Here is an 11,795-nt window from a genome sequence, read left to right on the forward strand (position 1 = left end):
TCGATCCGCAGCGCCCGGCGCATGCGCATCGCCCAGCCGGTGATGCAGCAGCACCAGGCGGAGATCAAGGCCAAGTACGCCAACAACCCCCAGAAACAGCAGGAGGAACTGGGCGGTCTGATGAAGGAGTTCGGCAGCCCCCTCTCGGGTTGTCTGCCCCTGCTGGTGCAGATGCCGATCCTCTTTGCCCTGTTCGCCACCCTGCGGGGATCGCCGTTCGCCGATGTCCCCTACCCGATCAACCTCAAGGTGCTGCCGGCCGAGGAGATCGCGGCGGTGGAGACCAAGCCCTTCAACAGCGCCAGCCACTCGATCTTCATCAGCGAGACCGAGCACGTTCCGGTGATCGCCAGCCTTGAGGGCGGCACCAAGCTCGGCGTCGGTGACAGCACCCAGGTGGAACTCCACGGCAAGGACGGCACCAGCTTTGCCTCCCTGCTGGGCACGGTGGAGCACGGCGACAGCTTCACCCCCAGCTGGGTGGTGACCAAAGGCGAGGGGGTGGTGCAGGTGGATGACCAGGGCAAGATCACCGCCCTGACGCCCGGCGACGCCACCGTCGAAGCCCGCATCCCCGGCCTGGCGGCCCGCAGCGGCTTCCTGTTCATCAAGGCCCTCGGCCAGGTGGGCTTCTACACCGACGGGGCGATCAACTGGGACATCGCCATCCTGGTGGGGGCCTTCGGCGCCTCCCTGTTCGCGTCCCAGCTGCTCTCGGGCATGGGCATGCCCGCCAACCCCCAGCAGGCCACCGCCAACAAGATCACGCCGGTGATGATCACGGCGATGTTCCTGTTCTTCCCGCTGCCCGCGGGCGTGCTGCTCTACATGGTGGTGGCGAACGTGTTCCAGGGCGTCCAGACCTTCCTGCTCACCCGTGAGGCCCTGCCCGACAACCTGCAGGCCATCCTCGACAAGCAGCTCGCCCAGCAGCCGGCCACGGCCACCGCCGGCGGCGGAAGCCCTGGCGGCCGCCTGCCCTTCGAGCCGAAGACCAAGAAATGACCCGGCTGCAGCCGCTGCCCCTGCAGGAGCTGCGGCTGCTCAGCGAGGGCCGCAGCTGGACGGTCGAGCAACCGATCGCGGGGCTGGCCAGCCTCACTCCGGTGCGGGGCCTGGTGCGGGCCCTCCACCACGGCACGGTGCTGGAGGTGGAGGGCACGGCCGAAACGATCATCACCCTCTGCTGCGACCGCTGCCTGCAGACCTACAACCACGTCCTGGCGACCAAGGCCCGTGAGCTCCTGGAGATCAAGGTGGCCGGCCCGGAGGAGGAGGAGGTGCTGTTCGCCGCCGAGGATCCGGTGGAATGCCTCGATCCCGGCGGCAGCTTCGATCCGGAGCGCTGGCTGTTCGAGCAGCTCAGCCTGCAGCTGCCCCTGGTGAACCGCTGCGGTCCCGACTGCCCCGGCCCGCCGCTGCCCACCGGCGACGCCGGCGGCGAAGGGGGCGGTGACCCCCGCTGGGCGGCCCTCCGCAGCCTGCGCTGAGCCATGGTCCACGACCTGGCCGATCAGCTGGATCTTCTGATCCGCTCCCGCACGCCGATCCTCTGGATCCGCAGCCTCGAGGAGGAGCGGGTGGAGGGGCTGCTGGAGCGAGCCGCCGAGCGCCTGGGGGGCCGCACCCTGCTGCGCTGGGACTTCATCGGCGGACTGTCCGGGGCCCCCAACCTGCAGGGCCAGGCGGTGCGTCAGCCCATGGCCGCCCTCAGCGGCCTGGACGGGCTTCCCCCGGAGCAGGGGGCGATCCTGCTCCTCAAGGACTTCCACCGCTATGCCGACGATCCGGGGATCTGCCGCCGGCTGCGCAACCTGGCCGCGGGACTGCGGCAGGTGCCCCACACCCTGGTGATCAGCGCCCCGGAATGGCAGATGCCGCGGGAACTGGAGGACAGCGTCACCCTGCTGGAGCTGCCCCTGCCCGAGGCGCGGGAGATCGGCCGACTGCTGCGGGCGATCGCCGAGGCCAGCGGCCAGCCCCTGGCCCCGGGAGTCCTGGAGCAGCTCACGGCCGCCTGCCACGGGCTGAGCGAGCAGCGGGTGCGCCAGCTGGCGGCCCGGGCCCTGGCCCAGCGGGGCCAGCTGGGGATCGAGGACCTGACGGAGGTGCTGGAGGAGAAGCGCCAGGCCATCGCCCGAAGCGAACTGCTGGAGTACTGCCCCACCGAAGCCACCCCCGCCGACATCGGCGGCCTGGAGACCCTCAAGCACTGGCTGGAGCAACGCCACCGCGCCTTCAGCGAGGAGGCCCAGCGCTACGGCCTGCCCCTGCCGCGGGGGGTGCTGCTGATCGGCCCCCAGGGCACCGGCAAGTCGCTCACCGCCAAGGCGATCGCCCACAGCTGGGCGATGCCGCTGCTTCGGCTGGATGTGGGGCGCCTGTTCGCGGGCCTGGTGGGAGCCAGCGAGGCGCGCACGCGGGAGATGATCCAGCGGGCCGAAGCCATGGCCCCCTGCGTGCTCTGGATCGATGAGATCGACAAGGGCTTTGGCGGTGGCGACGGCCGCAGCGACGGGGGCACCAGCCAGCGGGTGCTGGCCAGCCTGCTCACCTGGATGGCGGAGAAGAGCAGCGCCGTGTTCGTGGTGGCCACCGCCAATGCGGTGGAGCGGCTGCCGGCGGAACTGCTGCGCAAGGGCCGCTTCGACGAGATCTTCCTGCTGGAACTCCCCGACGCCGAAGAGCGCCGGGCGATCCTGGATCTGCAGCTGCGGCGGCGGCGGCCGGCCCATGCGATTCCGCTGGAGGTGCTGGTGGACCGCACCGCCGACTTCTCCGGGGCCGAACTGGAGCAGACCGTGATCGAGGCCATGCACCTGGCCTTCGGCGAGGGCCGCGAGCTTGGGGAGGCCGACCTGATCGCCGCCGCCAGCCAGGTGGTGCCCCTCTCGCGCACGGCCCGGGAGCAGCTGGAGGCCCTGCGCAGCTGGGCCAGCAGCGGCCGCGCCAGGCCCGCCTCCGGGGCCGGGCGGCCTTCCTGAGGCGAATCGCCACGAAAGTGGAAGACATTCATTGCATCGATGCGGCCCGATGTAACGGCTTCATGAAGAACAACCACGCCTGGTAACAGCTTGGTGGGCGAGGTGGTGACGAACGATTCATCGCCCGTAGCGTCTGACGATCAATCGTGAAGAAGCCGCCGTGACCCCGAGCCCCAGCCCCCGCACCGGCAGCGAACTCACCTCCCAGCTCGCCGTCGCCAGCCTCGGGGCCGGTGTGATCACCACCCTGGCGGTGGCCCAGGGCCAGAGCCCCCTGACGGCCCTCGGCATCACTCTGTTCTCGGCCGTGGCGGCCGTGGTGGTGGGTCAGGTGATCTCCAGCAACTGAGAGGAAAACCGAGGGGTTCCTGAACTCAAGGTTATTCAGATCTCAACGTTGGCCATTGGTGTGTTCAGCGCAGAATCATTCAGCGCCGAACGTTGGCTGGCGCCGTGGGCTGAGCCTCCGCCAGGGAGGGGATTCAGGCGGGTGGCGTCCACTGCCATGCTTCACCGGCGCCACCACCCCTTCCCTTGCCTGCCGAGCTCCCCATCCCCCTGCGGGATCTGATGCCCGCCCTGGCCAACAAGACGTACTTCAACTACGGCGGCCAGGGCCCCTTGCCCTCCCCATCGCTGGCGGCGATCAGCGACGCCTTCGCCACCATCCAGCAACTGGGCCCGTTCAGCGACGCCGTGTGGCCCTACGTGAATGGCACCGTGTCGGGGCTGCGCCAGCGGCTGGCGGCCTGGTTCGGCGTCGATCAGTCACGGGTGGCCTTCACCGAGAACGTCACCTCGGGGTGCGTGCTGCCCCTCTGGGGCCTGCCCTGGCAGGCGGGCGATGAGCTGCTGGTCAGCGATGCCGAGCACTACGGCGTGGTGGCCGCCCTTGAGGAGCTGGCCCGGCGCCACCAGCTGCGGATCACCGCCCTGGCGGTGGCCGATCTTACCGGCGAGGCCGAGGCGACAGCCGCGGCGGTGGGCCAGCGGCTGGAGGCAGCCCTCAGCCCCCACACCCGCCTGGTGGTGCTCTCCCACCTGCTCTGGAACACCGGCCAGACGATGCCGATCGCGGCGGTGGCGGGCCAACTGGCCAACCATCCCCGCCATCCCTGGCTGCTGGTGGATGGGGCCCAGTCGCTGGGGAGCCTGCCGGTGGCCGAGGCTGCCGCCGCCGCCGACATCTATGCCTGCACCGGTCACAAGTGGTGCTGCGGACCGGAAGGACTTGGCGCCGTGGCCCTCTCCGAGCGGCTTCTGGAGGCGAGCAACCCGACCCTGATCGGCTGGCGCACCCTGGAGCACGACGGTCCCGGTGCAGGGGGTTACCACCAGGATGCCCGCCGCTTCGAGGTGGCCACCTCGTGCACACCCCTGTTCGCGGGGCTGAATCAATCGCTGCAACTGCTTGAGGCCGAAGGCGATGCCGACGCTCGGCTGGCGGCGATCCGGGAGCGCAGCGTCCAGGTTTGGGAAGGCCTGCAGCAGATGGCCGGGGTCCGCACCCTGCTGACGGTGCCGCCGCCGGCGGGGCTGGTCAGCTTCACCATGGGCAACCCATCGGGAGAAGCCAGGGATCCAGCCGCTGTGGTGAAGCGGCTGGGGGATCAGGGCACCTGGTTGCGCACCCTGGAATACCCCCGCTGCCTGCGGGCCTGCACCCACCTGGTCAGCACGGCTGACGAGGTGGAGAGGCTGCTGCTTCAGCTGGTTCAGCTTTCGGTGGGCTGAAAGGCAGCCTTGTAGAACCAGCCGGCCAGCAGGGCACCCACGATCGGGGCCAGCCAGAACAGCCACAGCTGGCCGATGGCCTCACCACCCACCCAGAGAGCCACGCCCGTGCTGCGGGCCGGGTTCACCGAGGTGTTGGTGACCGGGATGCTGATCAGGTGAATCAGGGTCAGGGACAGACCGATGGGCACACCGGCGATGGCGCCCAGTTCCTGCTTGTGGGTGGCCCCCAGGATCACCAGCAGGAAGATGAAGGTGAGGATCACTTCGATCACCAGGGCCGCCAGCAGGCCGTAGCCGCCGGGGGAGTGGGCACCGAAGCCATTGGTGGCCAGGGGGTTGGAGCCCGCCAGCTCAAAGCCGGGGCGGCCGCTGGCCACCAGCTTGATGACGCCGCCGGCGATCACCGCACCCAGCACCTGGGCGACGATGTACGGCAGCAGCCCGGAACCGGGAAACTTGCCGCCGGCCCAGAGGCCGAAGCTGACCGCCGGGTTGATGTGGCAGCCGGAGATATGTCCGATGGCATAGACGGCCGTCAGCAGGGTGAGGCCGAAGGCCAGGGAGACGCCGAGGAAACCCAGGCCCAGGGGGTTGGCGGCGGCGTTGTCGTAGGGGAACACGGCCGCCAGCACGGCGCTGCCGCAACCGCCCAGCACCAGCCAGAACGTACCGATCAGTTCCGCCAGGAACTTCTTCGGCATGGGAATGGAAGAAGACATATACACCGGTGAGTTGCCTCGGGAAGTTACACCCGAACGGAACCCCCGCCTGCACTTCGTGTGCATCAGATGGCAAAGCCGGCTCAGCCGCCGGCGCGGGCCATCAGGGCCCTGGCGGCCTGCTCCCTGTCATCGAAATGCACCTTGGTGGTGCCGAGGATCTGGTAGTCCTCATGGCCCTTGCCGGCGATCAGCACCAGATCCTGCGGCCTGGCGGCGGCGACGGCGGCGGCGATGGCGGCGGCCCGGTCGCCCTCCACCACCAGCTCGGTGCCGGCAGGGATCCCGGCCACCACGTCGTCGAGGATCCGCTGGGGGTCCTCGGTGCGGGGGTTGTCGGAAGTCACCACCACCGCATCGGCCAGGCGGGCAGCGATCACCGCCATCTGGGGCCGTTTGCTGCGGTCACGGTCACCACCGCAGCCGAACACACAGATCAGCCGGCCATCGGTGAAGGGCCGGCAGGCCGCCAGGGCGTTCTCGAGCCCGTCGGGGGTGTGGGCGTAATCCACCAGCACCGCCGGCAGGGCCACTCCCGCCGGGCCGCCCACCCGCTCCATGCGTCCCGGCACGCCCCGGAAGCTCACCAGACCCTCCAGCAGCTGGGCAAGGGGCAGGCCCTGCTGCAGCAGGGCCCCCACCGCCTGCAGCAGGTTCATCAGGTTGAAACGACCCACCAGGGGGGAGCGGAACAGCCCCTCCCCTGACGGGCTGTGCAGCCGGCCACTCACTCCATCGGCGCCCATCACCAGATCGCTGATGTGCAGCTCCACCGACGGATCCTCCAGGGAGCAGCGCCAGCAGGGGGCGGCGCCGGATCCACGGTTGGCCGTTCCCAGACGCTCGGCCAGGCGGGCCCCCCAGGGGTCATCGACGTTGACCACGGCGCCGCCGTCCAGCAGCTCCGGGGCAAACAGCCGGGCCTTGGCCTCGAAGTAGGCCTGCATCGACGGGTGGTAGTCGAGGTGGTCCTGGGTGAGGTTGGTGAACACCGCGCCGGCGAAGCGACAGCCGGCCACCCGCTGCTGGTCGAGGGCGTGGGAGCTCACCTCCATGGCGGCGATGGCGCTGCCGGCCGCGACGGCCTTGGCCAGATCGGCCTGCAGCAGATCGGCGAAGGCGGTGGTGTGGGTCGCTGTGGCGCTGTGACCCGGCCAGCGGTTCTGCAGGGTGCCGAACAGGGCCGCCGGCCGGCCGGCCGCAGCGGCCAGATGCTCGATCAGGTAGGTGGTGGTGGTCTTGCCGTTGGTGCCGGTGACGCCGATCAAGGCCAGGCGCCCGCTGGGCTGGCCCCAGAACGCCGCCGCCAGCCGTCCGGCCCACAGGGCCAGGGGCGGCTCCAGCACCAGCACCGGATCGCCCGGGGCCGGGGGCCGGGCCGCCGCCGCCGCCGGCCCGATCACGGCCGCCACGGCGCCGGCGGCCAGCACCTCGGGCCAGAAGCTGCCGCCATCGACCGCCGTTCCGGGCAGGCCGACGAACAGGGTGCCGGGTCCAACGCGGCGGGAATCGCAGCTGACGCCGCTCACCGTCGCCTGGGCCAGGGCGCCGGTGGGGTCGGGCAGCGGCGGCAGGCCCACCTGGTGCAGGAGCGGCTGAAGCAGCGGTGACATGGCGGCGCCGGCGGCGTCCGGCGGGACGAAGCTGGCGCCTGTCATAGCGTGACGCTCAGCGGACGCCCTGCTTGATCAGCCAGGCCTGCAGCTGGGCTCCCGCCAGCCGGGGGGACACCCGCGGCAGCTCCCGCAGGGGGCCGTCGGCACCGGCCGGCACCCCCAGCACGGGTACAGCCAGCCCGTAGCGCCCCTGCAGGGCCGGATCGGTGTCCACGTCGACCAGCTGCAGGGGCTGGGGGGGATCCAGGGCCCCCAGCTTCTCCTCGAGGCCCTCGCAGAGACAGCAGCCCTGGCGCGTGAACAGCAGCAGTTCGCGCATCAATCCGGAACCGGGTCGCAGCCGCAGGGGGTGAAGGGGTGGCAGCGGCAGACCCGCTTGACGGTCAACCAGCCGCCGCGCCAGGGCCCGTGGCGGCCGATCGCCTCCAGCCCATAGGCGCTGCAGCTGGGAATGAAGCGGCAGCGGGGGCCCAGCAGGGGGGAGATCCAGCGCCGGTAGGCGCTGATCAGGGCCAGCAGCAGGGCAGCCACGGCGGCGGCAAGGGGGGAGGCAGGAGCGGCCGGCAGGGCACCTTGGAGGAGGCCGGGACCGTCGCCGCCTAGAGTGGGTGGTTGGCGCAGCACGCGCAGGCCTGCGGGTTCATCCAGCATGCCGCAAGCGTGAACCTCGCCGTCTCCACCTCCGACACCTTCCCTTATGTCTCGCTACCGCGGCCCTCGACTGAGGATCACGCGGCGCTTGGGGGACCTTCCCGGTCTCACCCGTAAGGCCGCCAAACGGTCTTATCCCCCCGGTCAGCACGGCCAAGCCCGTCGCAAGCGCTCCGAATACGCGATCCGTCTCGAAGAAAAGCAGAAACTGCGTTTCAACTACGGTATTTCCGAACGTCAGCTTGTCCGCTACGTGAAGAAAGCCCGTGCCCAGGAGGGTTCCACCGGAACCAACCTGCTCAAACTGCTCGAGAACCGACTCGACAACATCTGTTTCCGCCTTGGCCTCGGTCCCACCGTTCCCGGCGCCCGCCAGCTGGTGAACCATGGCCACGTGACCGTGAACGGTCGCGTCGTCGACATCCCCAGCTACCAGTGCAGGGCCGGCGACGTGGTCGCCATCCGCGAGCGCAAGTGCAGCAAGGCCCTGGCCGAAGCCAACCTGGCCTTCCCCGGTCTGGCCAACATCCCACCCCACCTCGAGTTCGACAAGGCCAAGATGACCGCCAAGGTGGGCGGCCGCATCGAGCGCGAATGGGTCGCCCTCGAGATCAACGAACTGCTGGTGGTGGAGTTCTACAGCCGCAAGGTCTGAGCCACTTCTCCATCAGAACCCTTCCCGGCCCTCGCCCAACGGCGGGGGCTTTTTGCAGCCTATGATTTCAAGTCATCAGAAAGAGAGCATGGACAAACGAATTGTCCTGGTCGCCAATCTTCCCTGTTCCGCAGGGACCTATCTCTTTCACTACATCGCCAAAGCCCTGGACGAGAACGCCTGGCTCACCGGCGAAACCAATCCGTACTCCTACAATTCACCAACAACGTACTTCCCTGAAGATCCCTTGCATCGGGTTCGCGCACTGGAGCTTTTCACCAGAGAAGAGGCCCTTCAGGAGTACAAACGACGACTTGATCTGCTTGTCGACAGGTTCCTTGCCAATCCAAGCGCCTCCGTCCTGATGATCCGTGACCACAGCTTTGGCGAGGGCTGGAGATTCCGTCATTTCCCTGATGGCTCAGCCGCACCAAGCCTGGTGGAGATGCTTGACGATCGCCAGCTTCCCCATACCTGCGTCTACACCCACCGCGACCCCTTCGACACATGGCTTGCCATGCGCCGCTCCTTCTCCTCGATGGCGAACGCGTTTGAACGCCTCGATGATTACGCAGACTTTTACTTCCATAGCTGGTTGGCCTGGAGCAACCACAGCCATCCGCTCATCAACCTGCACATCGAGACCCTCGCCCTGCATGAGCAGCGGGAACGGAACCGGATCCGTTCCTCCGTGCTTGGCGAAGCCGCCGCATCCCGTCTGGAAGCGGCTGAACATCCGATCCAGATTTCTCGCGCCGAAATGGGGTCCGGGGCCAGTGGCCGCAGAGCCGAACGGCCACGGCTCATGAAGCGCCACCCCTTCACCACAGACGTCTTTCGCGAAGCCACGCACTCACAATCGCTGCACCGATTGCGCAAGACCCTGGGCTATGACGACCCCATCGCCATGACGACGAAGACGAGGATCTCCTGCCTCATGCAGGATCTGAAGGCCGTCGCCCGTCGCCTGAAGCAGGCAGTCTCCTCAGGCACCCGTTGAGGCCCGCGGCCATCCGCGTCCGCTGCCGCTAGGTATGGGCGCAGACGGCCTTGCTGTTGACACCTGTGAAGCCATTCACGCCCGGGGCTTCGGCCCGGCCGGAGGCTCCCCCGATCCCCTGGGGCCTCGTCGTGGGCGTGGTGGCCCTGCAGGCCTGCCTGCAGCTGGGGTGGATCGTCTACAGCACCTACCAGCCCATCCTGCTGCAGCGCTTCGGCTTCACCGACCTGCTGCCGGTCTTCGCCCTGCTGGCCGGCTTCCTCGGCCTGGTGGTCGAACCGCTCAGCGGAGCCCTCTCCGATCGCCACGGTGACCAGGCCCGCGGCCGGCTGCTGCCGATCACCGTCGCGGTGACCGTGGCCGGCCTGATCTTCCTCACCACGGCGGCCCTGCTGCGCCAGGGATCCCCCTGGTTCAGCCCGGGCCTGCCGTGGCTGATGGTGCTCTGGGTGGTGGCCGTGCAGTGGGCCTCCAGCCCCAATCTGGCCCAGCTGAACGAAGCGGTCCCGCTGCGCTCCCTGCCGCTGGCCGTGGCCGTCCTCACCGTCTGCCAGGGGCTGATCGGAGCCTTCTCCGGCGAACTGGCCCGGCTGGCCCTGGGGCTGGGCCCCGCCGCCACCTTCCTGTTGGGCGCTCTGGTGCTGGCCCTGGGCCTGACGGTGCTGCGGTCGGGCCGCGCCGCTGCCGCCCTGAGCTTCCGCAGCGGCCAGGGCTCCGTCGGCCGCCGCCGCCTCGCCGCACCCCTGGGCCACGCCGACCTGCTCCAGGCGGCGCTGCTGCTGGGCCTTGCCCTGGCGGTGGGCGGCCTGGGCCAGATCCTGCTGGAGTTGCTCCCCCGTCTGGCCCGGTCGGCTCCGCCCGGGCCTGAGGCCTGGGGCCCGGGATCGCTGCTGCTGCTGTTCTCGGCCATCGGCGCCCCCCTCACCGCCCGGGCCGTGGGCCGATGGGGGCGGCTGCCCTCCCTGGCGACGGGAATCCTGCTGCTGGCCGGGGTCCTGGTGGTGGGTCTCCTGCTGCCCCAGGGGCCCGGCCTGCCGCAGCTGGCCCTGCTCGGGGTGCTCCACAGCCTCGTGGTCACCAGCCTGACGGCCACCGCCCTGACGGTGCTGCCGATGGGACGGAGCGGGCTGGGGGCGGGGCTGGCGCTGGGGGGGACCGGACTCGCCGCCAGCCTCGTGCGGCTGGGATTCGGAGCGGCCGGGCCCGTCGGATCCGGGGGTCTGCTGGTCCTGCTTGCGGGCAGCACCGTTACCGCCCTGGTGGGCTGCCTGCTGCTGGCGAGGCGGCATCGCCGGGGGGTGGCATGAGCGGCGGCTTCACCGATCACTTCGGCTCGGTGGCCGGGGCGTACGCCCACTACCGGCCCACCTATCCGGCGCCCCTGTTCGCCTGGCTGGCCGGGGTGGCCCCCGCCCGCCAGCGGGCCTGGGACTGCGCCACCGGCACGGGCCAGGCCGCCATCGGCCTGGCCGCCCATTTCGACGCGGTGGTGGCCACCGACGCCAGCGCCGGCCAGCTCGCCGCGGCTAGCCCCCATCCCGGTGTGCACTACCAGCTGGCATCGGCGGAGAGCTCCAGCCTGGAGGCGGCCAGCCTCGATCTGGCCACCGTGGCCCAGGCGCTGCACTGGTTTGATCGGCCCCGGTTCTTCGCCGAGGTGGAGCGGGTGCTGCGCCCCGGCGGCGTGCTGGCCGTCTGGAGCTACGGCATCCCCGAGCTGGAGGGGGAGGGGCCCGATGCGCTCCTGCAGCACTTCTACGCCGAGATCGTCGGCCCCTACTGGCCCCCCGAGAAGGCGCTGGTGGAGAACGGCTACCGCGATCTGGTGCTGCCCTTCGAGAGCTTGCCGACCCCGTCCTTCGCCATGGATGTGGGCTGGAGCCTGGAGCAGGTGCTGGGTTACTGCTCCAGCTGGTCGGCCAGCGCCCGCTACCGCGCCGCCCTGGGCAGCGACCCGATCGACCAACTCCGGCCGGCCCTGGCGGCCGCCTGGGGGGAGGCGCAGAAGCCCCGGCGCCTGCACTGGCCGCTGACCATCAAGGCGTCGCGGCTGGGCTCGGCGTAGGGGTTCCGGAGAGGGCCTGGATCTGCTGCAGAAAGCTCCTGTAGGTGGGCGAACCGGAGGCGGCGTAATTCAGGTTCCGGTACAGACCCGTGAGTTGGGTGTAGTAGTCCCGGGCGGCCTTCTTGTCGGTGAAGGTGGGGTCGCGCCGCAGCAGATCGAACACCAGGTCGAAGGAGGTCTTCTGGCGCTCCAGGGGGGTGGTGGAATCGACGGCATCAAAGGCATCCTGCTGCAGATACACCATGTCGAGAAACAGAGCCTTCTGGAACACGATGAAGTCGGCCAGACTGACGCCCTCCTCGCCGGTCACCTGAATCATCTGGCCCACCCGGTCGCCCTCCTTGAGCAACCCGTTCATCTCGGCAACG

13 protein-coding genes and 1 pseudogene are annotated in these 11,795 nt (G+C 69.7%); 9 read left to right on the top strand and 5 right to left on the bottom strand.

The features are described from left to right. The 5 genes from yidC to KBZ04_RS08450 form a co-directional block, all read left to right on the top strand. Positions 1 to 1,005 (top strand): membrane protein insertase YidC (gene yidC / locus KBZ04_RS08430; protein WP_254991509.1); only part of this gene is annotated, 1,005 nt, incomplete at its 5' end. Then, positions 1,002 to 1,490 (top strand): YceD family protein, encoded by a 489-nt coding sequence (locus tag KBZ04_RS08435; protein ID WP_254991510.1) that lies wholly within the window; start codon positions 1,002 to 1,004, stop codon positions 1,488 to 1,490. The genes yidC and KBZ04_RS08435, both read left to right, overlap by 4 nt. Before the next feature lie 3 nt (positions 1,491 to 1,493). After that, positions 1,494 to 2,984: an AAA family ATPase gene (locus KBZ04_RS08440; RefSeq protein WP_254991511.1), complete on the top strand. Its 1,491-nt coding sequence runs from the start codon at positions 1,494 to 1,496 to the stop codon at positions 2,982 to 2,984. 160 nt (positions 2,985 to 3,144) lie between these two features. Next, positions 3,145 to 3,333, top strand: coding sequence for a hypothetical protein (locus KBZ04_RS08445; RefSeq protein ID WP_216905632.1), 189 nt, complete (start codon positions 3,145 to 3,147; stop codon positions 3,331 to 3,333). Positions 3,334 to 3,554: 221 nt separating this feature from the next. Beyond that, on the top strand, positions 3,555 to 4,718 hold the full coding sequence (locus tag KBZ04_RS08450; protein WP_254991517.1) for an aminotransferase class V-fold PLP-dependent enzyme: 1,164 nt from the start codon (positions 3,555 to 3,557) through the stop codon (positions 4,716 to 4,718). Here KBZ04_RS08450 and aqpZ read toward each other — a convergent pair. The 4 genes from aqpZ to yidD all read right to left on the bottom strand — a co-directional run bounded on the left by aqpZ (position 4,700) and on the right by yidD (position 7,707). After that, positions 4,700 to 5,422, bottom strand: coding sequence for an aquaporin Z (gene aqpZ, locus KBZ04_RS08455; protein WP_254991518.1), 723 nt, complete (start codon positions 5,420 to 5,422; stop codon positions 4,700 to 4,702). The genes KBZ04_RS08450 and aqpZ overlap by 19 nt on opposite strands. A gap of 101 nt (positions 5,423 to 5,523) precedes the next feature. Then, positions 5,524 to 7,053 carry a UDP-N-acetylmuramoyl-L-alanyl-D-glutamate--2,6-diaminopimelate ligase gene (locus KBZ04_RS08460; protein ID WP_254991519.1) on the bottom strand — a complete coding sequence of 510 codons (1,530 nt, stop codon included), beginning with the start codon at positions 7,051 to 7,053 and terminating at the stop codon, positions 5,524 to 5,526. Between the two features lie 55 nt (positions 7,054 to 7,108). Further along, on the bottom strand, positions 7,109 to 7,375 hold the full coding sequence (locus KBZ04_RS08465) for a glutaredoxin family protein (RefSeq protein ID WP_254991512.1): 267 nt from the start codon (positions 7,373 to 7,375) through the stop codon (positions 7,109 to 7,111). Further along, complete coding sequence (yidD, locus tag KBZ04_RS08470) at positions 7,375 to 7,707, bottom strand: membrane protein insertion efficiency factor YidD (RefSeq protein ID WP_254991513.1); 333 nt, start codon at positions 7,705 to 7,707, stop codon at positions 7,375 to 7,377. Before yidD ends, KBZ04_RS08465 begins: the two co-directional genes overlap by 1 nt. 46 nt (positions 7,708 to 7,753) lie before the next feature. On the opposite strand from yidD, the gene rpsD reads away from it, so the two are divergent. The 4 genes from rpsD to KBZ04_RS08490 all read left to right on the top strand — a co-directional run bounded on the left by rpsD (position 7,754) and on the right by KBZ04_RS08490 (position 11,427). Then, the gene (rpsD, locus tag KBZ04_RS08475) at positions 7,754 to 8,362 is read left to right on the top strand and encodes a 30S ribosomal protein S4 (protein ID WP_094585400.1); all 609 of its coding nucleotides are present in this window, start codon (positions 7,754 to 7,756) and stop codon (positions 8,360 to 8,362) included. An 88-nt stretch (positions 8,363 to 8,450) separates the two neighbouring features. Beyond that, entirely contained in the window at positions 8,451 to 9,362 is a 912-nt protein-coding gene (locus KBZ04_RS08480; RefSeq protein WP_254991514.1) for a hypothetical protein, read from the top strand. A gap of 50 nt (positions 9,363 to 9,412) precedes the next feature. Continuing rightward, a complete protein-coding gene (locus KBZ04_RS08485; RefSeq protein ID WP_254991515.1) occupies positions 9,413 to 10,669 on the top strand; it encodes an MFS transporter in 1,257 nt (418 codons plus the stop codon). Continuing rightward, positions 10,666 to 11,427, top strand: a complete 762-nt coding sequence (locus KBZ04_RS08490; RefSeq protein WP_254991516.1) for a class I SAM-dependent methyltransferase — start codon at positions 10,666 to 10,668, stop codon at positions 11,425 to 11,427. The genes KBZ04_RS08485 and KBZ04_RS08490 overlap by 4 nt, the downstream gene beginning before the upstream one ends. Here KBZ04_RS08490 and KBZ04_RS08495 read toward each other — a convergent pair. Next, positions 11,399 to 11,795 (bottom strand): annotated as a pseudogene (locus KBZ04_RS08495) (V-type ATP synthase subunit A); the annotation flags it as partial. The gene KBZ04_RS08490 and the pseudogene KBZ04_RS08495 sit on opposite strands and share 29 nt — an antisense overlap.

The organism is Cyanobium sp. N5-Cardenillas, from assembly GCF_024345515.1.
Lineage (GTDB): Bacteria > Cyanobacteriota > Cyanobacteriia > PCC-6307 > Cyanobiaceae > Cyanobium.

Bases quoted from the DNA above. Each gene is read 5' to 3' on its own strand.
- KBZ04_RS08460 (WP_254991519.1), bottom strand. From the start codon at position 7,053: ATGTCACCGCTGCTTCAGCCGCTCCTGCACCAGGTGGGCCTGCCGCCG.
- KBZ04_RS08490 (WP_254991516.1), top strand. From the start codon at position 10,666: ATGAGCGGCGGCTTCACCGATCACTTCGGCTCGGTGGCCGGGGCGTAC.
- rpsD (WP_094585400.1), top strand. From the start codon at position 7,754: ATGTCTCGCTACCGCGGCCCTCGACTGAGGATCACGCGGCGCTTGGGG.
- KBZ04_RS08480 (WP_254991514.1), top strand. From the start codon at position 8,451: ATGGACAAACGAATTGTCCTGGTCGCCAATCTTCCCTGTTCCGCAGGG.
- KBZ04_RS08440 (WP_254991511.1), top strand. From the start codon at position 1,494: ATGGTCCACGACCTGGCCGATCAGCTGGATCTTCTGATCCGCTCCCGC.
- yidD (WP_254991513.1), bottom strand. From the start codon at position 7,707: ATGCTGGATGAACCCGCAGGCCTGCGCGTGCTGCGCCAACCACCCACT.
- KBZ04_RS08450 (WP_254991517.1), top strand. From the start codon at position 3,555: ATGCCCGCCCTGGCCAACAAGACGTACTTCAACTACGGCGGCCAGGGC.
- KBZ04_RS08465 (WP_254991512.1), bottom strand. From the start codon at position 7,375: ATGCGCGAACTGCTGCTGTTCACGCGCCAGGGCTGCTGTCTCTGCGAG.
- aqpZ (WP_254991518.1), bottom strand. From the start codon at position 5,422: ATGCCGAAGAAGTTCCTGGCGGAACTGATCGGTACGTTCTGGCTGGTG.
- KBZ04_RS08435 (WP_254991510.1), top strand. From the start codon at position 1,002: ATGACCCGGCTGCAGCCGCTGCCCCTGCAGGAGCTGCGGCTGCTCAGC.